22 protein-coding genes are annotated in these 23,901 nt (G+C 40.5%); 13 read left to right on the forward strand and 9 right to left on the reverse strand.

Annotation, left to right across the window (positions count from 1 at the left end; genetic code table 11):
* Positions 1-99 precede the first annotated feature (99 nt).
* Entirely contained in the window at positions 100-1,368 is a 1,269-nt protein-coding gene (gene hemA, locus ACFSKL_RS01650; RefSeq protein WP_376882867.1) for a glutamyl-tRNA reductase, read from the reverse strand.
* Between the two features lie 234 nt (positions 1,369-1,602).
* On the opposite strand from hemA, the gene ACFSKL_RS01655 reads away from it, so the two are divergent.
* The 8 genes from ACFSKL_RS01655 to ACFSKL_RS01690 all read left to right on the forward strand — a co-directional run bounded on the left by ACFSKL_RS01655 (position 1,603) and on the right by ACFSKL_RS01690 (position 9,338).
* Positions 1,603-2,280 (forward strand): ComEA family DNA-binding protein, encoded by a 678-nt coding sequence (locus ACFSKL_RS01655; protein WP_376882870.1) that lies wholly within the window; start codon positions 1,603-1,605, stop codon positions 2,278-2,280.
* Between the two features lie 241 nt (positions 2,281-2,521).
* Positions 2,522-2,911 carry a hypothetical protein gene (locus tag ACFSKL_RS01660; protein WP_376882872.1) on the forward strand — a complete coding sequence of 130 codons (390 nt, stop codon included), beginning with the start codon at positions 2,522-2,524 and terminating at the stop codon, positions 2,909-2,911.
* A gap of 293 nt (positions 2,912-3,204) precedes the next feature.
* Positions 3,205-3,774: an RNA polymerase sigma factor gene (locus ACFSKL_RS01665; RefSeq protein ID WP_376882875.1), complete on the forward strand. Its 570-nt coding sequence runs from the start codon at positions 3,205-3,207 to the stop codon at positions 3,772-3,774.
* Positions 3,767-4,519, forward strand: coding sequence for a hypothetical protein (locus ACFSKL_RS01670; RefSeq protein ID WP_376882878.1), 753 nt, complete (start codon positions 3,767-3,769; stop codon positions 4,517-4,519). The genes ACFSKL_RS01665 and ACFSKL_RS01670 overlap by 8 nt, the downstream gene beginning before the upstream one ends.
* A 20-nt stretch (positions 4,520-4,539) precedes the next feature.
* Positions 4,540-5,565, forward strand: coding sequence for a hypothetical protein (locus ACFSKL_RS01675; RefSeq protein WP_376882880.1), 1,026 nt, complete (start codon positions 4,540-4,542; stop codon positions 5,563-5,565).
* A gap of 40 nt (positions 5,566-5,605) precedes the next feature.
* Entirely contained in the window at positions 5,606-6,400 is a 795-nt protein-coding gene (locus ACFSKL_RS01680) for a hypothetical protein (RefSeq protein WP_376882883.1), read from the forward strand.
* Positions 6,401-6,411: 11 nt separating this feature from the next.
* Positions 6,412-7,353, forward strand: coding sequence for a DUF4097 family beta strand repeat-containing protein (locus ACFSKL_RS01685; protein ID WP_376882885.1), 942 nt, complete (start codon positions 6,412-6,414; stop codon positions 7,351-7,353).
* A gap of 527 nt (positions 7,354-7,880) precedes the next feature.
* A complete protein-coding gene (locus ACFSKL_RS01690) occupies positions 7,881-9,338 on the forward strand; it encodes an SLC13 family permease (RefSeq protein ID WP_376882887.1) in 1,458 nt (485 codons plus the stop codon).
* Positions 9,339-9,638: 300 nt separating this feature from the next.
* Here ACFSKL_RS01690 and ACFSKL_RS01695 read toward each other — a convergent pair whose 3' ends face one another.
* Entirely contained in the window at positions 9,639-10,133 is a 495-nt protein-coding gene (locus ACFSKL_RS01695) for a hypothetical protein (protein WP_376882890.1), read from the reverse strand.
* Positions 10,134-10,139: 6 nt separating this feature from the next.
* On the reverse strand, positions 10,140-11,246 hold the full coding sequence (locus tag ACFSKL_RS01700) for a 2Fe-2S iron-sulfur cluster-binding protein (RefSeq protein ID WP_376882892.1): 1,107 nt from the start codon (positions 11,244-11,246) through the stop codon (positions 10,140-10,142).
* 336 nt (positions 11,247-11,582) lie between these two features.
* Between ACFSKL_RS01700 and purB the strand changes: the two genes are divergently transcribed.
* The gene (gene purB / locus ACFSKL_RS01705; protein WP_376882894.1) at positions 11,583-12,929 is read left to right on the forward strand and encodes an adenylosuccinate lyase; all 1,347 of its coding nucleotides are present in this window, start codon (positions 11,583-11,585) and stop codon (positions 12,927-12,929) included.
* 201 nt (positions 12,930-13,130) lie between these two features.
* Entirely contained in the window at positions 13,131-14,696 is a 1,566-nt protein-coding gene (locus ACFSKL_RS01710; protein ID WP_376882896.1) for a SulP family inorganic anion transporter, read from the forward strand.
* Here ACFSKL_RS01710 and ctlX read toward each other — a convergent pair.
* From ctlX to ACFSKL_RS01740, 6 genes are all read right to left on the reverse strand, one after another.
* On the reverse strand, positions 14,693-15,628 hold the full coding sequence (gene ctlX / locus ACFSKL_RS01715; RefSeq protein ID WP_376882899.1) for a citrulline utilization hydrolase CtlX: 936 nt from the start codon (positions 15,626-15,628) through the stop codon (positions 14,693-14,695). The genes ACFSKL_RS01710 and ctlX overlap by 4 nt on opposite strands.
* A gap of 24 nt (positions 15,629-15,652) precedes the next feature.
* Positions 15,653-16,561 (reverse strand): hypothetical protein, encoded by a 909-nt coding sequence (locus tag ACFSKL_RS01720; protein WP_376882901.1) that lies wholly within the window; start codon positions 16,559-16,561, stop codon positions 15,653-15,655.
* A gap of 160 nt (positions 16,562-16,721) precedes the next feature.
* Positions 16,722-19,256, reverse strand: coding sequence for an ATP-dependent Clp protease ATP-binding subunit (locus ACFSKL_RS01725; RefSeq protein WP_376882903.1), 2,535 nt, complete (start codon positions 19,254-19,256; stop codon positions 16,722-16,724).
* Positions 19,257-19,336: 80 nt separating this feature from the next.
* Positions 19,337-19,957 carry a WbqC family protein gene (locus tag ACFSKL_RS01730; protein WP_376882906.1) on the reverse strand — a complete coding sequence of 207 codons (621 nt, stop codon included), beginning with the start codon at positions 19,955-19,957 and terminating at the stop codon, positions 19,337-19,339.
* Between the two features lie 273 nt (positions 19,958-20,230).
* Positions 20,231-20,860 (reverse strand): L-threonylcarbamoyladenylate synthase, encoded by a 630-nt coding sequence (locus ACFSKL_RS01735; RefSeq protein WP_376882908.1) that lies wholly within the window; start codon positions 20,858-20,860, stop codon positions 20,231-20,233.
* 64 nt (positions 20,861-20,924) lie between these two features.
* Positions 20,925-21,329 (reverse strand): (deoxy)nucleoside triphosphate pyrophosphohydrolase, encoded by a 405-nt coding sequence (locus ACFSKL_RS01740; RefSeq protein WP_376882910.1) that lies wholly within the window; start codon positions 21,327-21,329, stop codon positions 20,925-20,927.
* Positions 21,330-21,406: 77 nt separating this feature from the next.
* Between ACFSKL_RS01740 and mltG the strand changes: the two genes are divergently transcribed.
* Genes mltG through ACFSKL_RS01755 form a run of 3 tightly spaced genes read left to right on the forward strand, consistent with a single transcriptional unit; the run spans position 21,407 to position 23,819 of the window.
* Positions 21,407-22,450, forward strand: coding sequence for an endolytic transglycosylase MltG (mltG, locus tag ACFSKL_RS01745; protein WP_376882913.1), 1,044 nt, complete (start codon positions 21,407-21,409; stop codon positions 22,448-22,450).
* A 1-nt stretch (position 22,451) separates the two neighbouring features.
* Positions 22,452-22,859 carry an acyl-CoA thioesterase gene (locus tag ACFSKL_RS01750; RefSeq protein WP_376882916.1) on the forward strand — a complete coding sequence of 136 codons (408 nt, stop codon included), beginning with the start codon at positions 22,452-22,454 and terminating at the stop codon, positions 22,857-22,859.
* A gap of 9 nt (positions 22,860-22,868) precedes the next feature.
* Positions 22,869-23,819 (forward strand): YihY/virulence factor BrkB family protein, encoded by a 951-nt coding sequence (locus ACFSKL_RS01755; protein ID WP_376882919.1) that lies wholly within the window; start codon positions 22,869-22,871, stop codon positions 23,817-23,819.
* Positions 23,820-23,901 lie beyond the last annotated feature (82 nt).

Genomic DNA, 23,901 nt, shown 5'->3' on the forward strand with positions numbered 1-23,901 from the left:
AAAGTAATTTGAAAAGTAAAATAAGTGCTTTAGAACTGCAATTCAAAAAAAATAGATGCCATTTCTGACATCTATTTGATATTATTTTTTTGTGTATTTTTATTTCTTCTCATTCACTTTCTCCAAATCAAACAAGTCTGATAATATTTCTATCATTCCATCTGCTTGGTTTCTTTGGCAGGCGGCTTTTAGTTGTACTACCGGCACTTTCAAGATCTTTTGCATCATGCTTTTTGTGATTCTTTCGACCACTTCGATTTCCTTTTGGTCTGCATTTTTCAGGAATCTTTCCATTTCCTCCAGACGGATTTGCTCCAAGGCATTTTTTAGCTTGTTGATGGTTGGTGATACCATCATTTCTTTCTTCCAATTGTAAAACTCGTCGATGCTCTCTTCGATGATTTGTTCCACTTTTGGCACGGAAGCCAACCTGTTTTCCAAAGTCTCTGAAGCTTTGCTTCGGATGTTGTCAACATTGTATAGCAATACTCCCGGTACATCTTCGATTGAAGTTTCTATACTTCTCGGTACGGATAGGTCAACAAACAATTTATAGCTTGATATGTCAAAAGTCTTGACAAGGTTTTTTGTGATAAAAGGTTCCGATTTCATGATAGAAGAGATGATGACATCTGATTCCCTCATGGCTTCCACGACATTTTCAAATGGAATGACATCAAAACCCATAGATGATCCCAATGTTTCAGCTTTATCAAGAGTTCTGTTGGCAATTGTTACTTTGGCATTAGGAAGATGAACCATGTTTTTGGCAACATCCTTGCCGATTTCGCCAACCCCTATCAGAAGGATTCTTGGTTCAAAGATGTTGGAGGTCAATTCTTCTATCAATTCTACAGCTGCATATGAAACAGAAGCTGCACCATCCCTGAAGGCGGTCTCCTGAACCACCCGCTTGTTGGTGAAGAAAATGGTATGCATCAATCTATGGAGGAAAGGACCCGCCATACCCAAATCCGCAGATGCCTGATATGCCCTTTTCACTTGGTTTGAGATCTGCATGTCTCCGACTACCTGTGCTTCAAGTCCCATAGAAACTTTGAACAGGTGGCTGATTGCTTCCCTATCATTGTTGTAGATCTTGAAATACTCCAAATAATCAATGATAGAGGAGAGGCCTTTTTCCAGACCGATCAACTTGATGATTTCAGAACTCAAATCCAATTCATGGGAGTAATATAACTCGGTTCTGTTGCAAGTAGAAAGGATTAATGTGTCTGTAACACTGAAAAAATCTTTTAATTTCACCAAAAGTGCATGTATAGTAGCCTCGTCTAAAGCGATGATCTCCCGAATCTCTACAGGAGCACTTTTATGTGATAAACTGATTGCTCTAAACTTGTTTTGCATTTTCGTTGACTTTCGGGTACAAATTTAATTTATAAAGCGTAGCAAAAGAAAATTTTGAATAAACTCATTGCAATTTAAAACCTGTCTAAATAAGAGAGGTTCACTTTTTTTACCTTTTGCAAATATCGACAATTTTGGAAAGTAGTGCCAATATTATTAACTTATGAACCATAGATACGATCTATCAGGCCAAACTGGATTATATTTTTGTTTTGAACTTTTAAAGAATCTATCATGGTGTCAAAGATTAGGTTTTTTCTCAAGAATTTTCTTGGGTTTTCCAATAGGGAATCGAGGGGCTTTGTAATGCTACTTCCAGTTTTGATATTCTTATATGGAATACCTGTCATCTACAACAAAATGGTTGCCCGGAATAGCCAGTTGGAGTATGAATCATATTTGATCAAGATGGATAGTTTGGAAAAATCCGGTTGGAATCGAATAAGTGTCAGCTATTCAGCACAGGATTCAGGCAGATCCAGCCCAAATTTCCAAAAAAGGAATTTTGCCCGGCTCAATAAGATTCCCTTTGATGAGGCGGACTCCATTGTATTGCAAGTGGTGCCAGGTGTAGGCCCTGCCACTGCAGGTAGGATTGTGAAGTTTAGGGATGCAATCGGAGGGATGCATCAAGCCGATCAATTGCTGGATGTATATGGGATGAGTCCGGAAGTAATGGAGCGTATATTTGAATATTTCGAGTTCAAACCTGGCATCAAAAAGAAAATCAATGTTAATACTGCAGATGTGAATACCCTGGCCAAGCATCCATACATCAATTATGGGGTGGCGAAGGTTATCGTAGCCTATAGAGACCAGCATGGAGTGTACAATTCTGCTGCTGATTTGTTAAAAGTTAGGATATTCAATCAGGAATGGGTGGATATTATAGCACCCTATTTGGATTTTTGATAGCATGTTGATGCATTGCAATTTTTCTTGTTGCACTTTTGATGATAGCGCATGATGTTGTTCTAGCAGTCCGGGTGGTAGTTGGGAATCACACGACACATTTTTCTTTTTGATCTAAAAACAGGTGAAGTGTCTGATAATCATAAAAATGTCAATTGTTTTTTGTTTAAAAGCAAAAGTAGTTATATTTATTCAGCTGTTCTTAGTTTCAATAATTGATTTTTAATTTTTTGAGGATATTATGGAAAGACAATGCAAATACCCTACCTGTACGAGGCCTGTTTTGGGACGCTCTGACAAGCTATATTGTTGTGATGGTTGTAGAAGCGCCCATTACAATGAAATTAAAAAAGAGAAAGAGTACGATTTGTATACCTTGATCTCCAGGATTCAAAAGAAGAATAGGGAAATGCTGAAGAAGATCTATCTCAAATATGGTCCCGGCTCAAAAGTTTCTAAAAGCTATCTGACCATGATGGGATATAATTTTGTATACCATACCCATACGATGGTAGATTACAATGGGGGGATTTACCAATGCTGTTATGATTTTGCAGTTAAAATTATCGATGATTATTGGGTCGAAGTTTCGTTTGGTTACTTTGGAAATCCGGATGATGACACTGTTTAAGGAGTTTTTTGTTGAATATATGCTTACTTGTCAGTCATCAATAAAAAAAAGTGAGCTTAATTTAATACATCTGTTGCCTGTCAACAGTTTTCTTCGACACGTCCTCAAGTATTGATGGTTATCCGCTGAAATTCAGTCATTTATTTTATTACTGGCTTCATTCCGTATATTCGTAACCACATACTCCAAAAGTTTCTGTTTTGAACAACAGAAAATTATTTTAACTTTTTTTCACAATACGTGCAACCTATTTTTGTCAAACTGTATCTACCTATTTGAAAGCCACAAAAAGCATGTTCACAAGAAAAACTTTTAATTCTGAATCTGACATTATAGAAGGTTGCCTCAAAGGGGAGCGGAAAGCCCAGCAACATCTGTATGAAAGGTATTCAAGTAAGTTTTTCGCAATCGCAGTCCGCTACACCAAAGACCGGGAGATTGCAGAGGATGTGATGATTGAGTCTTTCATGAAAATATTTGATAAACTGGACCAGTATGAATCTAAAGGAAGCTTCGAAGGCTGGATGAAGAGGATCATTGTTACCCAATCCTTACTGACTTTGAGAAACAATAAGAGACTCGCCATGGAAGTCAATATGGAAGAAGGAACAGATTTCCGAAACCATCAGTACGAACTGAATAGTTTGGAAGCAGATGATTTGATGGATCTGATCGAAGAGCTGCCAACAGGCTATAGGACGGTATTCAACCTGTATGCAGTGGAGGGATATAGCCATGCGGAGATTGGGGATTTGCTGGGGATTTCTGAAAGCACTTCAAAATCCCAATTGAATAGGGCCAGGAATTTATTAAAGCAAAAAATAGCCGAACAACAACTTAAAGAAAGGAGAATCAATGGCTAATGAAGATAGAAATTTTGACGAGCTGTTTAGAGACAAGCTCTCAAATCATGAAATAAAACCATCATCCCTTGCTTGGGAGAGATTGGAAAACAAGCTGCCAAAAGACAAAAAAGGTGGGTATTATCCATTTTTGAAGATTGCGGCATCCATTACCCTGCTTTTGGGGCTTGGGTTTTTGGGGTGGTTTATCTCAGGTGGGTTGGGACCTGAAGCTCCCAAGATGGCAGAGGTTCAGGAGAATTTTGAAAAACCAGTAGAAAAGGAGCTTCCTGAATTGGAAAAGGCTGAGCTAGAAGCGGAAAAATCCGAATCAAATCCGCAGGAAGAGAAAGGGGGGGGGGCACCTGTACAGAAAGGTCCTAAACCAGAGGTGAAACAGCAAAAAGAAATAGTAAAAGAGCCAAAGCCAAATGAATTGGTAGCGGAAACTATCAAAATTGAAGAGAATTCAGAAATAGAAAGTCTTCCGGAAGTTGTTTTGCCGGAGTTGGATCTGAATCAATCAGTCGCTTTCAATGAACCGGTAGAAAGCGCAGAAGAAGAAATTTCATATAAGATCACAATTGTCGGCAAGGGAATCTCAGATTCAGAGCCGGAAAGAGGCGGATTGATTGATGGAATAGAAAATAAAGTTGAAAAAATCGGTGGATTGTTGAGTAAAGTAGATCAGGGGTTTGCAGAACTGCAGGATGCAAAAAACAATCTCTTTGCCTCGATAACCTCTAAAAAAGAAAGAAGTAAATAACATTTTAGAATCTCAAGAATATGAAAAAATATCTGTTATTATTTAGCTTGATGGCCATTGTGAATATCGCATTTGGAAGTCATTTGGAACCGGCACTCGCTGAGAAGGATAGTATCATCGTAGAGTTTGGAAAATCAGGAAAAGTTGTGTTGATAGTTGACAATAAGGAAGATTTTGAGAGGTTGAAATCCATGGATATCAACCAGATTGTAAAGGAGTTGGATCTGCAGCTCAATGAAGAGACAGGTGAGTTGACCGTAGTAGAGATCAAAAACAAATCCGGGAATAAAGAAATCGTCAGAGTCAGGGAAGATGGTCCTGAAACAGAAGTTTCTATAGGAAGGGTAAAAGTGATCGTAGATGAATCTGGCGGAAACACAAAGGTTAAGGTGGAGACGACAGAGAAGAAACGTAAAGACCCACCATTCAGGACATACTTTAACCTTGACTTGGGGATCAATACCTATTTGACTGAAAATGGCAATTTCCCATCATCAAGCGAAGCCCACTCGACCAAAGGTTGGGGGAGTTGGAATGTCGGGCTGAACTGGATGGCATCCCAAAAAATCGCCAAGGGATTTTACTGGGATTTTGGATTGGGTGTTCAATGGTACAATTTCAAATTTGAAAACAGGGATTTCCAAGCTGTCAGGGGGGATGAGACGATTGAATTTCTCCAAAGAACAGATGTCAATGGTATCAAAAGTAAGATTTCCGCTTCATACCTGACTGCCCAGACATTATTGAAGCTGGATTTTGGAAAAATGAATGACAATGGAAAAAGAGGCCTGCGGGTAGGCGCTGGGCCATACATGGGGTATAGGCTTGGAGGTGGAAGCAAATTTGTCTATAGGGAGCTTGATGGCGGGGGAAGAAGAAAATCCAAGCAAAATACAGGCGTGTATCTCAACAATTTCAGGTATGGTGTAAGGGGCGAAGTGGGAGTAGGGAGATTCAATTTCTTCACAACCTATGACCTGAATACGCTTTTCCAAGATGGGGTTAGTCCGGAGTTGAACCCAATTACCTTTGGGGTGATATTTTAACTGAATAAATCATTTGTACAATATAGAGATAACTAAAGATATGAAAAAGGCTTTAATTACTATCGGTTTGCTGGTTGCATTTCTGGGAACTGTGGCTGCACAAGATGAGACTTCTGAAAACAAAGAAGTCATAAAGACCAAAGATTTCAAGCTTTTCGGGAGTGAATGGCACTATGAAAAATATGATGACAAGTCTTTTACATTAATTACAAATGATGGAGATATTGACATCTCACGTCAAAAAAAGCGACGCAGGTACCAAAGGTCTCTCAATTTCGATTTGGGGATCAATACTTGGGTAAACGATGAAACCGCACCAGCGATCAAACCTTGGGGAAGTTGGAATGTGGGGATCAATTATCAGCATCAATATAAGTTTGGTAAAAATTTCTCCCTGAATCCTGCATTGGGCGTGAGTTGGTATAATTTCAAGTTTGAAGACAGAAACCTGATTGCTGTAAAAGAAGTAGGAGGCGTAGATTTTCAAGACTTTTCAAATGGAATTGGCACGAAGTCTAAGATATCAGCTTCCTATGTGAATTTGAGTTTGATACCTATAGTCCATAGCAGCAATGGGAAGTTCAGGTTTGGAGTGGGGCCATATGCTGGCTTAAGAATAGGTGGAAGAGGTAAATTCGTTTATGATGACCAAGATGGCAGGTCAAGGAAACTCTTTGAGAAATCAAATATGTTTGCAAACAACCTAAGATATGGAGGTAGACTTGTATTGGGAGTTTCCAATGTAGACTTGTTTCTCAACTATGATTTGAACGAGTTTTTTGAAAAGGACAAGGGACCTAAAGTGAATGCCTTGAGTTTTGGCTTGATTTTATAAAACATAAAAATATGAAAACTACAAAAATGAAGATCAGCTTTATCATCGGGCTTTTGGCGGTGATGTTCAGTTCGCAACTGTATGCGCAGAGACAAGTATTGGTAGATACCAAGAAGACTTTTGAAGGAGTCAATAGACTAGAAGTCAATAGCGGGTTTTTGGAAGTGGAGTACATTGGGAGCAAAAACACAAATGACCTGACCGTGGAGGCATATTTGGAATCTACACAAGACAATCAGGATATCGTTTTTGTTAGTTTGGGTGAGATATTGAAAATCTCTTACCAACAAAACGGCAAAAGTATAAGCTGGGGGGTAAACCAGACAAAAGGCCATATCAAAATCAAAGGTCCTGAAAATATCCAATTAAACTTTGCAGGCGGGTCAGGCAAAATTAGCGTAAACGGGGTCTCTTCAGATTTGACTACTTTGAAGATTGGTTCAGGAAACCTGGATATCTCGAATGTTTCCGGTTCTTTGAACACGCATGCAGGTTCAGGGCGCATTAATATAAAAAATACAAATGGGGATGTCAATTTGAGAATGGGATCAGGCTCTGCCAACCTTTCCCATGTGGCTGGGGATGCAAATATTTCCTTTTCCAGTGGAAGTATGAAAGCCGAGAATATAGGAGGGCAATTGTCCCTTTCCCTGAGCTCTGGAAATGCAAAGCTATCCAATGTTGGACAGATAGGATCTGTATCTGTTAGTTCTGGATCAGTTAAGGCAGAGCAAGCTGGGTTGAGCAGTATGACGAATTTGAAAGCTTCTTCCGGAAGTATCAAAATCAATACGAATTCCAACCTGGATGATTATAACTATAACCTAAAAGCTACCTCTGGGTCTTTGAGGGTAGGCAATAATAGGAAAGGAAAGACCCTGCAGATCAACAATGGTTCTTCTAATATGGTCAATGGTTCTGTGAGTTCAGGATCGATTTCGATAGAGAATTAAGGTTATTTTTTACCACAAAGAACCCAAAGGAAGCACGGGGAACACAAAGAGGTTCTTCGTGCTTTTTTTGTAAACAGGTATATCAAGACAGTAAGGGTAGCTGATAATCATATATTTTTTACACCAATTGAGAATTTCTATATTGCTTGTTGGGATTTTATTTCATAAAAACAGCATATTTGGTAAATACATTGAAGGATAGCTTAATGTCTCACTCTGGGGGAAATCCCTTGCCTTGAGGCGAAGACTTTAGTGTTTTTACTTGGTGATCTTAGTAGTAAAAATTATAACCACTAAGATCACCAAGTTTTTCACAAAGAACATTAAGTCTTGGATGCACTTTAGTCACCTTTAGGCGAAACCAAACCTATCGGTCTTTAGCCGATAGTAGTTTAGTTGGAGGGGCTGCTCCAGATCAAAATTCATAGAAGCAAGGACCTTTGAGACATAATATCAAGTGAAAATGATGAAAATAAATAAATCCAGTTATAGAGAACTTATATACTCAGGGATAGGAATACTTTGCCATGGGTAAAATTGTCATCATGATTTTAGGCCCTTTGATCTTTGCACTGTCACTGATCATAGATCCGGTTGGAGGATTGACGGATTCTTCACAGGCTGTTTTGGGAGCGACAATTTGGATCGCTTTGTGGTGGGTCACCGAAGTGATACCGATACCGGTCACCTCTCTTCTGCCCATTGTACTATTTCCGCTAACAGGCATCATGGATGTCAAAAGTACGACCATCAATTACGGCAATGATATAGTATTCCTCTATTTGGGGGGATTTTTGATTGCCATTGCGATTGAGAAATGGAATTTGCACAGAAGGATTGCTCTTACTATTTTGTTGTGGATGGGTAACAGGCTTAGCCATATTGTTTTGGGGTTTATGTTGTCTACAGCATTATTGTCTATGTGGATATCCAATACGGCTACAAGTGTTATGATGCTACCTATAGGTCTCGCTATTGCAGCACAATTTGAAAAAAACCAAGCGGGAAGTGTAGCCCAGAAAAACAATTTTGGTATGGTGCTTATGTTTGGTATTGCATATGGTGCCTCGATTGGTGGGCTTGCCACTTTGATTGGTACACCGCCAAATTTGGTGTTGGTGGCAATAGTTTCAGAATTATATGGCGTTGAAATCAACTTTTTAGATTGGTTTCTTTTGATGCTTCCTTTGAGTATGCTTCTCTTGTTTGTTTGCTGGTTTTACCTGATCCAGGTTTTCGGAGTGAAAAATAAACGTCTATCAGGAGGAGGTTATACAATCAAAGAAGAACTGGATAAGTTGGGGAAGATTGGCTATGAAGAAAAGTTGGTGGCTGGGATTTTTCTGCTCACCGCATTGGGTTGGATTACCAAATCGTTTTTATTGGAAAAGTACTTCAGTGGGATCAACGATACGGTTATTGCCGTGATAGGAGGTTTGCTGATGTTTATAGTGCCAGGGAGAAAAAAAATCCCATTGATGGAGTGGAAAGATGCCATAAAAATCCCTTGGGGTATCATCCTTTTGTTTGGGGGTGGATTGGCATTGGCAGAAGGGTTCAAAGAGAGTGGCTTGACGATGTGGGTAGGCAGCAACTTCACACTTTTGGAAGGGGCTTCTTTGATCTTGGTCATCCTTTTTTTGGTAGGGGCTATCAATTTTCTAACGGAATTGACTTCGAATTTAGCCACTACAACCATCATTTTACCTATTCTGGCAGCTCTGGCCACTAGTATGGAGATACATCCTTACGGTATTATGATAGGGGCAACCCTGTCGGCATCTTGTGCTTTTATGCTTCCAGTGGCTACTCCACCGAATGCCGTGGTGTTCAGTTCAGGGTTTTTCACCATTAGAGACATGGCAAAAACCGGTTTTGTCCTGAATATTATCTCGATTCTGTTGATTACGCTCTTTATTTACTATGTAATGCCTTTGGTATGGGGTATTGATTTGTTTGATTTACCAGAAGCTTTTAGGAAATAACCCTTCAGGTAATCTTTTCAGTAAAAAAACTGTTCGCTTAGACATTGGAAATTGGGAGGATTCCAAAAAATCCCGTTTTCTTATCCTTTTAGCTTGTCTATTCGACAACCTTCAGGGGAGGTTTTGGTTCGTTGTCCACTCCCTGATTTTGCTTGACACTTTTTCTTTATACATTGAAGAAGTTCAACCTCCCGATGATCGGGACAGGCTCTTCGGGGTTGATTTTATCGCATCTCACTTCTCTTTTGTCAGATCTGTCTTGAGTCTTGCTTCTTGTCTCTTGCTTCTTGCCTCTCTCCCTTAACTTTCTCTAGTCTTGATCTGAATGACCCTTTCTTTTTCTTCGCCTTTTAGCCGGAGGAGTCTCACGATCCTGTCAGGACTAGGTTTACCTAGGGACAAAAAGACAATCGTCAAGGCATAGGCAATGATGTAGCCATTGTTTTCAAAAATAAACAAGCCCAACGAACACAAAATGCTACTGAACAACAAAATCCAAAATCTGCGGATCGTTGCCTGTTGGTAAAGCTGGATCTTGGTTTCCAGTTCTTGATTGTGCTGAAGAATTTGTTTGATGGAATTGTGGAAATTCCAATAATGAACAGCCAGCAAACCATATATCGATCCCAACAAGATGAAATCCAACAATTCAGGCAGTTCTGTGGCTGACCTGCTGATTGACTCACTTTGGGAATATAGGTAAACTACTGCGAAAACTGGAATGGAGCACGCTATAAGTATAAGCGTGTTTCTTTCCAATTTTTCATAGATGATTCTGATCGGGTCTTTTTCCAAAATGGTTTATTCAATGATTATTTTAATGTCACCACTGGCAGGTTTTGAGGAGCAACATAGGATATATCCTTCAGCAATCTCTCCTTCGCTCAATCCAGCATCTTCGATCATAGCGACCTTTCCGGATACCAACCTGCCCCTACAGGCAGTACATAATCCACTTTGACAGCTATATGGCATGTCTATGTTGTTGTCTAGCCCTGCTTCCAGAATTGTTTTCTCGGGAGAGACTTCATAGGTGAATTCTTGCCCTTCTACACTTACAGTCACTTCCCTAGTCAAGGATGGAGCCATTTCCCCACTGGCCTTGAGGGCGCTTTCCTTAGCATCCAAATCTGTATAGAAACTCTCTTCATAGATCAGCTCAGAAGATATGTTCAGCTCTTTAAACGTGTTTAAGGTCGTAGTCATCAAGCCTTCTGGGCCGCAGACAAAATATTTTTTGCTTTCGGTTGCCTTATCCTCACTCCAACTTAAGATTTCCTTCACTTTGGTGGAGTCCAATCTGCCTTTCATACCTGTCCAATCGGCACTCGGCTGGCTAAGATTGTGGATGACTTCTATTTTATCGGCATACTTTTCTGTGAGTGCTTCCAATTCCTTCTTGAAAATAATCTGTTCCTCTGATCTTGTGCAGAAGAGGAGTGTGATTTTCGATTCAGGCTCATTGATCAAGACAGATTTGGCAATTCCCATGATCGGGGTGATGCCACTTCCTCCGGCGACCATGAAGTACTGGGTCTTGTTTTTGGAGTGGAATGGGGTGGTGAAATTCCCCATAGGTTTCATGATATCAATGGTTTTTCCCGGTCTGATGTGGTCGTTGAGGTAGTTGGAAACCAGTCCTTTGTCCACACGCTTCACTGTGATCCCAGGGTAAGGATCCACAAAAGGGGAAGTGCAAAGACTGTAAGACCTTCTTTCTTCTTTTCCGTTGATTTCCAAGATTACTGTGATAAATTGACCCGGCTTGTAGTCTAAATAGGGTTCCGGTTGTTCAAAGAAGATGGAAACTGTGTCTGGAGTTTCCTTGACCACTTCCCTTACTTTGAGAGATAAATATTGTACACCTTTAGAAGGTTCTGTTTTTTTCTTTTTGAATATGTTAAACATTCCTGCTTTCTTTTTACACTTCAATCAGCTTTCCTAAGCTCAAGATTTCTTGGGAAACGGAAAATTCTGACCTCATTATTTTTGTTTACTGTTTTTAAACTACAATTGCATAGCAAAAGGTTTGGTTTACTTCGAGGTATTTGTCGGATTCCTTGAAATATAAATTCCCCAATGGTAGTTTGGTTTACAAATGTACTGAAAGAAACCTTAACCAGTTCACAAAATCTGGAAGAGGTTCATGAGCTTGGGGATTTCTGCCTTTATAATTTTAAAGATTAAACAAAGATTTTAACGTAGAAAGGCTAAATTTGCACCTTCAAAACAAAAGCTAATCCCATGAATTTGACTAACCTGACAGCCGTAAGCTCAATTGACGGTAGGTATGGTAGCAAAACTGCACCATTAAGACAGTATTTTTCAGAATTTGCCCTGATCAAATACAGAGTTCACGTAGAGGTAGAATATTTTATAGCGCTTTGCGAGCTCCCACTTCCCCAATTAAAAGGTTTTGACAAAAACATGTTTGGTGCATTGAGGGATTTGGTAGAAAACTTCAGCACTGCTGATGCGGAAACTATCAAAGAGACGGAGAAAGTAACCAATCATGATGTAAAAGCTGTCGAATATTTTTTGAAAGAGAAATTTGATGGATTGGATTTGGGTGCATACAAGGAATTTATCCATTTTGGCCTGACTTCCCAGGATATCAACAATACATCTACACCGCTGATGCTCAAGGATGGTCTTGGTGCAGTCATTTTACCGGTATTGAATGAGGTTTTGGAAAATCTCAAAAGTAGGGTAGAAGAGTGGAGGGAGATCCCTATGCTAGCCAAAACCCATGGGCAACCAGCTTCCCCAACCAAGTTGGGAAAGGAATTCCAAGTTTTTGTGGTAAGGGTAGAAAAGCAACTGGAACTTTTGGAACAAGTGCCTTACGCTGCAAAATTCGGCGGAGCGACAGGGAATATGAATGCGCACCATGTGGCATATCCTGAAATCGACTGGATGGGATTTGCCAATGGCTTTGTTGCCAATTATCTTGGGCTGGAAAGAAGTTATCCAACGACACAAATCGAACACTATGATAACCTTGCTGCCCTTTTTGATGGGCTGAAGCGGATCAATACGATCCTTTTGGATCTATCCAAAGACGTGTGGCAGTATGTGGCGATGAATTATTTCAAGCAAAAAATCAAAGCCGGAGAAATTGGTTCCTCTGCGATGCCGCATAAGGTCAACCCGATTGATTTTGAAAATGCTGAAGGGAACTTAGGGATTGCCAATGCCTTGCTGGAACACCTGTCTGCGAAACTTCCGATAAGCAGACTCCAAAGGGATTTGACAGACAGCACCGTGTTGCGAATCATCGGAGTGCCTTTGGGACATATGTTGATTGCATTTGAGTCTCTCAACAAAGGCTTGAACAAACTTGAACTGAATACTGCAGCGATAGAGGCAGACTTGGAAGAAAACTGGGCTGTAGTGGCAGAGGCTTTGCAGACAGTCTTGAGAAGAGAAGGATATCCCAAGCCATATGAAGCGCTGAAAGACCTTACAAGGACTAATACAAAAATCACAGCGGAATCTATTGCAGAATTCATTACAACGCTACAGGTAAGTGATGAAATCAAGGCTGAATTGAAAAGAATAACACCTTTCAACTATACCGGAATAGCCTGATATTGCCGGGATTAAAAGGGTCTTGTCTATTTTGAATCTACGTATCAATCTAGGCAAGACCTTATTTTTTGAATTGGATATTCTTAAATTTTTTTTGCTAAAAAAAGCTTTGGGTAACTGAATTATTCTATTTTTACAATAATTGAGTCTGATATTCAGAGGTCAATTGGAATTTACCCAATCAATACTACCCTATGAATTATGAATAAACCTAAGAGCCTTTTTTCCCACCTCGGTTCAGACCTTCCTGCTGGCTTGGTAGTTTTTTTGGTTGCCTTACCCTTGTGCTTGGGGATCGCATTGTCCTCTGGTGCGCCTTTGTTTTCTGGGATTATTGCTGGGGTTATCGGGGGTATAGTCATAGGATATCTATCAGGATCAAATACATCAGTCTCTGGGCCTGCTGCGGGACTTACGGTGATCGTATTGAATGCAATTGCTGATTTAGGGGCTTTTGATGTGTTTTTGTTGGCGGTAGTATTGGCCGGTATATTCCAAATCATATTGGGAATCATCAAAGCGGGTGTGATTGGATATTACTTCCCAACTTCTGTGATCAAAGGGATGCTGGCAGGTATTGGGATTATTTTGATCATCAAGCAGATCCCTTACGCCTTTGGGGTGAATGAAACAAAAAACCTTGCAAAATATGTCCCCTTTATCAATGATTGGGAGGCGGTAATGGATTTGAAGAACCTTGCAAATGAGTTTGATTTTGGGGCTTTGATTATCACTATTGTCTCCTTGGTGATTTTGATTCTATGGGATAAGCCATTTATAAAGAAAAGCAAGCTATCCAAAGTGATCCCAGGTCCCTTGCTGGTAGTCATATTGGGTATTGGGATCAATAAGTTTTTCAAGTTTGTTGTTCCCTCCTTGTACTTGGATACAGAAGATAAAGTGGTTTTGCCACAAGTTGAAAGTTGGGATGGCTTTACTGGTTTATTTACCTTTCCCGACTTCTCGGCTATAGGGAACTCGGAGGTTTGGATAGTCGCATTTACGATAGCCATTATTGCCAGTTTGGAGACTCTTCTGAGTTTGGAAGCAGCTGATAAGATTGATCCTTACAAACGGGTGTCTCCACCAAACAGGGAACTCTTTGCCCAGGGAACTGGGAATATCATCAATGGGTTGGTTGGAGGTCTGCCTGTGACAGCGGTTATCGTCAGGAGTTCTGCTAATGTCACTTCTGGATCAAGGACAAAGATGTCAGCGATTTTTCACGGGATACTTTTGGTGTTGAGTGTGCTTTTGATCCCTGGATTGCTCAATTTGATCCCACTGGCATGTTTGGCGGCGATCCTCTTGCAGGTAGGATACAAACTGGCGAAAATATCCCTGTTCAAGACACAGGCCAGGTTGGGTTGGGATCAGTTTTTGCCTTTTGTGGTGACGATCCTTGGCATAGTGATCTTTGATTTGCTGATAGGTATTGGATTGGGGATGGGGGTAGCGATTGTGTACATCCTTTTGAGGAATTTCCAGAATTCACATGTGTTGATGGTCAAAGACAACAAAGATTCCCCTGATTCCATCAGAATAGTACTCTCAGAGGAAGTGAGTTTCCTAAATAAAGGGTCATTGATCAAAACCTTGGAAGATATTCCAAATGGCAAACATGTAATAATAGATGGTTCCAATTCCAAAATCATCGATTATGATGTTTTGGAAGTCATCGAAAACTTCAAAATCAATGCAAAAGAAAGAGATATCGAAGTAGATACCATCAAAATCAAATCAGTAAAAATTGGGGGCTTGCATTAATCCCTATGGAGGAATATCTCAGCCATCATACATCTGACGCTCCCCCCACCGAGCTTTTCGATCGTGGGGATATTGGGAGTGATGATTTGGGTATGCTTGCTGATGGTCTCTTTTTGTGATTTATTCAGGGAATCAAATGCAGTCTTTGACATAATGGTGATTTTTTGGCCTTGTCTATTGTGAACCTCCAGCATGTTTCCTGCAAAGTTAAACTTCTGTTTTATGGTGATAGGGATGGTTTTTTTGCCCGAATTTTCAAACTTGGAATGTAAGGCCAACCTTTCAGAAGTATTTGCTATACTATCCAAGCATACTATCGCAATCTCAGAACCGACATGCATCATCACATTGGTATGATAGATTGGAGTGGAAATGTCGTTGATGGTTTGGCTGGCTTCAAAATCAATGATTTCATAGCCACATAGCCTTCCAAAATACTGCAAGGGAACTTGGTGGGTCCTTAGGGATCTGCACGCATAGGCGATTTTATTGACACGGTCCAATATCATGCTTCCAGTGCCTTCTAGAAATTGTTCGTCCTCTTCAAAGAAACCCAAATCAATGATTTCATTGACTTGATAGCCTGTTTGGATGAGTTTTTCTATGATGTCTTTCCTTCTTTCCAACCTTCTGTTTGGGGAAAACATTGGGTAGATGATCACTTTGCCATCTTCATGGGTGCTAAACCAATTGTTTGGAAAGATGGCGTCTGGTTTTTTTGGTTCTGCACTGTCTTGTACCACGATTGTATTGATCCCATTCTTTTCCAACAATGAGACAAATCCATCAAATTCCTTCTGTGCAATTTTGTTTATTTCTTGACTGTCTCTGTCATCATTTTGCTGGTAGAAGTTGTTGGCCGCAGTTTCAGGGTTGAAACCAAAGTTGGCAGGCCGAACCATCAGGACGGTGGAGGTGGTTTGAGTAGGCATGGGGGATTTTGGTTGAGCCTAAATTTACCTGTTTTTTTCGTATCTATAAAGTGTTGGCTGGATATTGAACCGTTTTTCGCTCAATGTGAAATAGCTGTTTCCCTGTGGGGAAAAGCCAATGGCTTCACCCTGGGGTTCGGGTTTGTAGGGAAGTTTTAGAGGGGGATTCTTCAATGTCTCTGCAATTGATTCGCCAGTCTTTCTTTCCCAATAGAATACACTCAGATAGTTTTTGACAATGATTTGCGAGCCATCAGCTGAAATATCTCCGCCCACTGCCATGGTGAATGGGAGTTGCATCACTTCTTCAAGTTCATATTCCTTCTCTTTGAAGGCATCGATCGGCGCCCTGTACAATGTGTTTGAGCTGTCTCTTTTGGAAATGATATAAATGGTGTTCTCTATTGGGTCAATCATCAAGGTCTCAGCATCCCTCGCCCCACCTGGGTAGGTCAGGGTAAGCTTTTCTGGTTTGATGGATTGGTCTTTGGATAGCTTGGAGGGTTCTGGAAACCTGTAGATTTTGATGGAGGAATATTTTGCTTGGTTGTCTCCAATTTCACCGACATACACGTAGGAAGCATTTTTGTCTGGTCCCGGACCCACAGCAATGTCTTCCCAGTCCCTGTTTTTGATACCTTCCAAAATAATTTTTCCCTTATCATTTCCCAAAGTGTCGATCAGGAATACATGGGGCTCTCCACCACTGTCGTTATGGGTATAGATGAGGTTGGGGTGCTTTCTTGAAAATGCCAATCCGCTGGCTTCATCTATTTTTTTGTTCTCCAGTATTCCCATTTTTTGGGGGTTGGAATAGATAGAATCTTGGTAGATGGGGATGAGGGGGAGTTTCTTTGTCTGTGGGGCGATCTGTCCCAGCCACATAGGTATGGAGAAAATGACCAAGAAAGCCCTGAATAGATAATTCATCATTGTATTCATGTTTGAGGTGACGGCAAAACCCAAGCCTAATAATTGCAAGTAAAGTTAAACCTTGTTAAACAAAATATGCTACTGGAATCTTGTCATTTTGTCAAAAAAAAGCAGCTAGAATTTCTAGCTGCTTTTGATATATGGATTATTAAGCTCGGTTTTACTCAGCTTTTTCTTTTTTGTTTACTGTGATGGTGAGTTCCTCTCCTTCACCGGAATAGTCGGCAGTGATGATATCTCCTTCGGAAAGTTCACCTTTTAGGATTTCCTCAGCCAGTGAATCTTCCAGATATTTCTGGATAGCCCTGTTCAGAGGTCTTGCGCCATATTGTTGGTCATATCCTTTTTCAGCCAAGAAGTCCTTTGCCTTATCAGTCAATTCAATATTGTATCCCAAATCTGTAATTCTGCCGAACAGCTTTTTAAGGCTGATTTCGATGATTTGGTGGATATGGGATTTTTCGAGTGAGTTGAATACAACCACATCATCCAATCGGTTCAAGAATTCTGGACTGAATGCTTTTTTCAAAGCACTCTGGATGGTGGACTTCATCACTTCATCCATATTGTCGGTTTTGGCTTTGTTGGCAAAACCAATTCCTGCGCCGAAATCTTTCAGGTCCCTTACGCCAATATTTGAAGTCATGATGATGATGGTATTTCTGAAGTCAACCCTTCTTCCCAATCCATCTGTCAGAATCCCATCATCCAATACTTGGAGCAGGATATTGAATACGTCTGGATGGGCTTTTTCGATTTCATCCAATAGGACTACCGAATAGGGTTTTCTTCTTACTTTTTCGGTAAGCTGGCCACCTTCTTCATAGCCTACATATCCTGGAGGTGCTCCCACAAGTCTGGATACGGAGAATTTTTCCATATATTCTGACATGTCGATTCTCACCAGGGAATCATCCTTGTCGAATAGATAGGTGGCAAGCATTTTTGCCAATTCAGTTTTCCCGACACCTGTAGGCCCTAGGAAAATAAATGAACCTATTGGCTTTTTGGGATCTTTCAATCCAACCCTTGTTCTTTGGATAGCCTTGGTAAGTTTCTTGATGGCGTCTTCTTGGCCCACCACTTTACCTTTGAGCTCTTCAGCCATGTTCAGAAGTTTTGCACCTTCTTTTTGGGCGATTCTTTTGGCAGGAATCCCTGTCATCATCGCAATCACTTCGGCTACATTGTCTTCTTCGACTCTATACCTTTTGGATTTGCTTTCCTCTTCCCATTTTACTTTTGCTGTCTCCAGTTGCTCCAAGAGTTTTTTCTCTTTGTCGCGCAGTTGGGCAGCTTCTTCATATTTCTGGCTTTTGACAACCCTGTTTTTCTCAACCTTGATCTGCTCTACTTCTTCTTCCAGTTTGAGAATCTCTTCCGGTACATGGATGTTGTTGATATGCACACGTGCACCCGCTTCATCCAAGATGTCAATGGCTTTGTCAGGAAGGAACCTGTCTGAAATATACCTGTCTGAAAGTTTCACACAAGCTTCTATAGCCTCATTGGAATAGATTACATTGTGGTGATCCTCGTATTTGTCTTTGATATTGTTTAGAATCTGAACGGTCTCTTCAGGAGTGGTAGCATCTACCATCACCATCTGGAATCTTCTCGCCAATGCGCCGTCTTTTTCGATGTATTGTCTGTACTCATCCAGGGTAGTGGCACCGATACATTGGATTTCTCCCCTGGCCAATGCAGGTTTGAACATGTTGGATGCATCCAAAGAGCCACTTGCTCCTCCAGCTCCTACAATCGTATGGAGCTCATCGATAAATAGAATCACATTTGGGGATTTTTCAAGCTCGTTCATGACGGCTTTCATTCTTTCCTCAAACTGTCCCCTATATTTTGTTCCTGCCACCAATGAAGCCAAATCCAAAGTCACCACGCGCTTGTTGAAAAGCACTCTAGAAACCTTTTTCTGGATGATCCTTAAGGCAAGTCCTTCTGCAATGGCAGTCTTACCTACCCCAGGCTCACCGATCAAGATTGGATTGTTTTTCTTTCTTCTCGACAGGATTTGGGCTACACGTTCGATTTCCTTTTCCCTACCGATGATAGGGTCAAGCTTGTCATCCTCAGCCATTTTGGTGAGGTCTCTCCCGAAATTATCCAAAACCGGTGTCCTTGATTTCTCAGCACCTGGCTTGGATGAGCCGCTGGAAGACCCACCACCTGATGATGATCCAAACAATTTGCTTCCATCTTCATCTGGGTCATCAGCCTCTGCTTTTGAGCGGGGGCCAGAATCGGTTTGGAACTCAAGCATTTCTTTCACAGAATCGTAATTGGTATCAAATTTCTGTAAAATCTGTGTCGCTATATTGTCTTCATCACGGAGAATAGAGAGCAGCAAATGTTCAGTGCCTATCAATGCACTTTTGAATATTTTCGCTTCTAAATAGGTGATTTTCAGTACTTTTTCTGATTGCCTAGTCAATGGGATGTTGGCAAGGTTTTTTACGTTGTGGTTGGCGGATCCTTTTACGGCACGCTCCACAGAATTCCTCAGTTCGTCCAAAGGAACGCCTAACTTTTTCAATATGGAAACAGCCACGCCTTCACCCTCACGAATCATACCCAACAAGAGGTGTTCCGTACCAATGTAATCATGTCCCAAGCGCAAAGCCTCTTCGCGACTTAAGGAGATCACCTCTTTGACTCTGTTTGAAAATTTTGCTTCCATTTATATCCTTTCTAAATGATTTGAATTCTTTACTAATGTTAAAGAATTTGTTTTAAAAACACAATTCTTTTGGAGATTGTTCAATGAATTTTTTGCGACTTTGCCAAAATATTTTTTGATTCTGGCCCAACGCAAAATAATAAATCTATTATGCTCAGGTTTGGAACAAAGTCTAAGCCAAACAATTGGCTATACGGTGCTGGCTGATAGATGTTCCTTTCTTCAAAGCTTGTTTTTGCGCTGATTTTGCCTCTTATGTCATTTAATTGGCTATCTGGGTCGGTTTCGCCAAGAATTTCAAGTTTGATGTCCAATTGTAACAGTTTCAGACAAACTGTCAGTAGCTCACTGTTGAAATCGGCTAATAAGTCAATGTTCTTCTGATATACTTGTTCAATATAGGGAAAATAAAATTCAAAAAAAGGGGCTTTTCCATAAGCACTTTGAATTCCACGTAGATGGACATTCATCCATTTCTGTTGGTGGTCTATTTTAAGCAGTCCGGTTTTCACTTTTTTGTTGCCACCTATCACGGGGATACTCAGGGTTTCCACCTTGTTTGCCAACCTTATTTGACTGCGGTTTCTGTATGTTTGCTTTTGATAATTTTCACCAGTATCCAATAAGATTTTTTCCTCTTTCTGGATGGCTACAAAATATTCGATAGGGGGTAAGTAGAATAATTCAGTAATAATTGCCATGTAATATTTATAGGTACAGGAAAATCGCTTTTAGCCTGAAAAACCTTCAATGTAGACGATCTTGGTCTGTGTCCTTACAGACCATTAGCCCTAGCCCTTGGTTTGTGCCGCCACAGACCAAGAAAAACTATGGTTCGTGTCCTCACAGACCAAAAGGTCAACCCTTGAATGATTCCTCAATTTGAAACTATTTACGCAACGATTTTCCCGTTTAGATGTATGTGTTTACTTTCAAAAGACTTCTCCAGTCAATTTTTTATTTCGATCGGGAAATCAAAGGATATCTTCCAGGTTTCCAAGTCCTTGCCTTACTACTTCTATCTCATCATTGGTACAATCCAAAATAGTAGAGCCGACATTGTTGCCATACCCTCCGTCAATAACGATATCTACCAAGTTTTGGTATTTTTCAAAGATCAATTCTGGATCAGTACTGTATTCTATCACGTCATCCTCATCCCTGATGGATGTGGTAAGGATAGGCTGCCCCAATTCTTTGACCAATAGCCTGGGGATAGGATGGTCGGGTACCCGAATACCGATGGTCTTTTTGTTGCTGTTGAGGATTTTAGGTACAGAATTATTGGCTTCCAAAATAAATGTATAGGGACCTGGAAGTGCCTTTTTCATTATTTTGAATACCGGCGTACTCAGTGCCCTGGTATATTCAGAGATATTGCTCAGGTCATAGCAGATAAATGAGAAGTTGTGTTTTTTAGCCTTGATCCCTTTTATTTGGCAAATCCTTTCCACTGCCCTTTGGTTGTGGATATCGCAGCCCATCCCATAGACCGTGTCTGTTGGATAAATGATCACGCCACCATTTCTCAAAACATCTATAATTTTTTGGACTTTTTTAGGGTCCGGGTTTTCAGGATATAATTTTATGAATTCTGCTGCCATAGTTTCTGTAGTTTAATAGGCTTGATTGCTTCCCCAGAGCGGTTGCCGGTGATTTGTTTATCGGTCAATCACCATAATTGTTTTCTATCAGGTTCCTCACAATCGGAAGATCAGCCTCTGCCCAATCTAGGGTATTTAGGCTACAGGCTGATATCCACCTGACTTCATGATGCTCTTTGAGCTTCAATTCCCCACTTATATAGCTACAAATAAACGGAATAAGTTCGATTTCTTTGTTCTCGCTGTACTTGTGTTGTGTACTTTTTAGCTTTTGTACTATGCCGATTTCCAGATTCAGCTCTTCCATGATTTCTCTTTTGATGCATGATTCTGCGCTTTCATCCTTTTCGATTTTTCCACCAGGAAACTCCCACAGAAGGGGATGGGACATGTTTTTGCCTCTTTGTGCGCAAAGGATTTTATCGTTGACGATGATTATCGCACAAGTGACGCGGATGATTGCTTGCATCAATTTTAAATTTTGGTAAGCCTGATGAACAAAATTCCCTATTTTTGCGCTCAATCAAAGAGTTTTCCATAAAAATTATGCTTGAAGATAAAAAAACCAAATATTATCTCATTGCGGTTATCACGTTTTCGGTGTTGTTGACTTCGTTGTCATTTTATTTCTATCAGGCTTTTTTCAGCCCAAATGTACTCTTGGAAAAAGAAGAGCCATACATGCTGAAAATACCTACCAATGCCACCTTCAAGATGGTTTCTGATAGCTTGTACAAGGATGAAACAATCCATGATTTGATCACATTTAGTTTTGTCGCCAAGACGTTGGGGTATCAGGAAGCTGTCAAGCCGGGACTTTATAAAATCAACCCCAGAATGAACAATATGAATCTGGTGAAGCTCCTGAGGTCAGGGAATCAGACACCTGTCAGGATCACATTCAACAATGTGAGGACAAAGGAGGATTTGGCAGAAAAAATCAGCAATAAGATCGAGATATCCGAGCAACAGTTTTTGGACTTGTTGACTGACTCTGTCAACATCAGGAAGTTTGGTTTTGAGGAAGAGACGATCATGGCGATGTTTATCCCAAATACCTATGAAGTTTGGTGGAATACAAGTGCTGAGAATCTGTTTGACAGGATGCATACGGAATATGGTAAATTTTGGACAGAGGAAAGAAAGGAGAAAGCGAGGCTGTTAGGCTTAAGTCAAAACGAGGTTTCCACCTTGGCATCGATAGTTCAAGCTGAAACCCAAAAATCTGACGAAAGGCCTAGGGTGGCGGGAGTGTATTTGAACAGATTGAAGATCAATATGCCTTTGCAGGCAGATCCTACATTGGTATTTGCTGTAGGGGATTTTAGCATCAAGAGGGTATTGAACATCCACAAGGAAATCGATAGTCCATATAATACATACAAGTATTTGGGCTTGCCTCCAGGTCCGATAAACCTTCCCGAGATTTCCGCCTTGGATGCAGTATTGAATTATGAGGATCATGATTATCTGTATTTTTGTGCCAAAGAAGATTTCTCTGGCTACCACGCATTTGCCACTAATTTGGCAGAGCACCTAAACAATGCAAGGAGGTACCAAAACGCACTGAACCAAGCTAAAATATATTGAGATGTTCAAAGCAGAGACACAAATCAGGGTAAGGTATGCAGAGACTGATCAAATGGGTTATGTATATTATGGCAATTATGCCATGTATTTTGAGGTGGCGAGGGTTGAGGCATTGAGGTCGGCAGGTTTTTCGTACAAAAAAATGGAAGAGGAGGGTGTCATGATGCCTGTCTTGGAGCAATATACCAAATATCTTAAGCCGGGAAAATATGATGAGCTGTTGACGATCAAGACTACTATCAAAGAAATGCCCGGAATCAGGATAACTTTTGATTATGAGGTGTTTAATGAAAGTGAAGAATTGATCACGCAAGGGAAGACTATATTAACTTTTCTGAAAAAAGATACCCATAGACCAAGCAGACCACCGCAATATTTACTAGATTTATTGAAACTTTATTTTGAATAGACTTTTTCAGTGGAAAAGAGAATCAGACTTCTATCAATCAAATTTACCCGAGAGGCAAAAAAACTGCGACATATCCATTTTGGAAATCCGGATCAGAACGTGTATGATGTTGGGAGGATTTTTATGGAGCAGATCAGAAAAGATGAGATCATAGAAAGGGCAGGCTCTGTAGCTTTTAGCTTCACAGTAGCGATGTTCCCACTGCTTCTTTTTCTATTGAATATCATTCCCTATATCGGGTACTTTTTCGAAAATGTGACCACACAAAATATTTTGAGGTTTATCGAGGAAATTATCCCTGCCACCATATATGCCGAAGCGGAATCGACGATCATGGATATTGTGAGCAGGCCAAGGCAGAGTCTATTGTCCCTTGGTTTTTTCTTGGCCTTATTTCTGGCAACCAATGGCGTTATATCCTTGATGAGTGCATTCAATGCTGTTTACAAGACTAGGGAAAACAGAAAGTTTTGGCAGACCAGGTTGATCGCAGTTGGGATAATCATGGTTTTGGTATTGTCCGTTTGCGGAGCAGTTGTGATCATGATATTGGGCAGCAGTGTATTGTACAGTATTTCTGAATGGGAAATAGTCTCAAGCAATGTCTATTATTATTTATTGGCATTTTTCAGGTTCTTCGTTCTTTTGACCGTTTTTATGATAGCCATTGCATACATATTCAGGTTTGCTCCAGCGGTCCATGACAAATGGAAGTTTTTTTCCACCGGGTCAATTACGGCAGGACTGCTGATTACTGCTGGGTTTTATCTGTTTTCTTATTATCTGAACAATTTCGCCACCTACAATAAGCTATATGGCTCCATTGGGACGATGTTGGCAGTGATGCTTTGGCTTTTTATCACCTCCCTGATCATTTTGGTTTGTTTTGAAATCAATGTGTCATTGGACAAAGCCGCAAAGAAAAAAATGGTGACAAGGGCTTTGGCGAATAATTTGTGACAAAAAGTCTCTCTCAGGATCGTAAAGGAGTTGCAAAGATCAGCAGAGGAATAGTGTCACCAAGATGCAAATGGATAATGAA

This window comes from Belliella marina, from assembly GCF_042682445.1.
GTDB classification, from domain to species: Bacteria; Bacteroidota; Bacteroidia; order Cytophagales; family Cyclobacteriaceae; genus Belliella; species Belliella marina.